The sequence below is a fragment of the Pseudomonas sp. BJa5 genome (assembly GCF_030272875.2).
GTDB lineage: Bacteria > Pseudomonadota > Gammaproteobacteria > Pseudomonadales > Pseudomonadaceae > Aquipseudomonas.
On sequence record NZ_JALRNG020000163.1, the window covers coordinates 1 to 261 of the forward strand.

1 pseudogene is annotated in these 261 nt (G+C 73.6%); it reads left to right on the forward strand.

The features are described 5' to 3' along the window. Positions 1-261: pseudogene (locus M2D63_RS25850) on the forward strand (potassium-transporting ATPase subunit B); the annotation flags it as partial.

Genomic DNA, 261 nt, shown 5'->3' on the forward strand with positions numbered 1-261 from the left:
CATCGGCGGCCTGCTGTCGGCCATCGGCGTGGCGGGCATGAGCCGCATGATGGGCGCCAACGTCATCGCCACCTCGGGCCGCGCGGTGGAGGCCGCCGGCGACGTCGACGTGCTGCTGCTGGACAAGACCGGCACCATCACCTTCGGCAACCGCCAGGCCTCGACCTTCCTGCCCGCGCCCGGCGTGTCGCCGCGCGAACTGGCGGATGCGGCGCGCCTGGCCTCGCTGGCCGACGAAACGCCGGAAGGCCGCAGCATCGT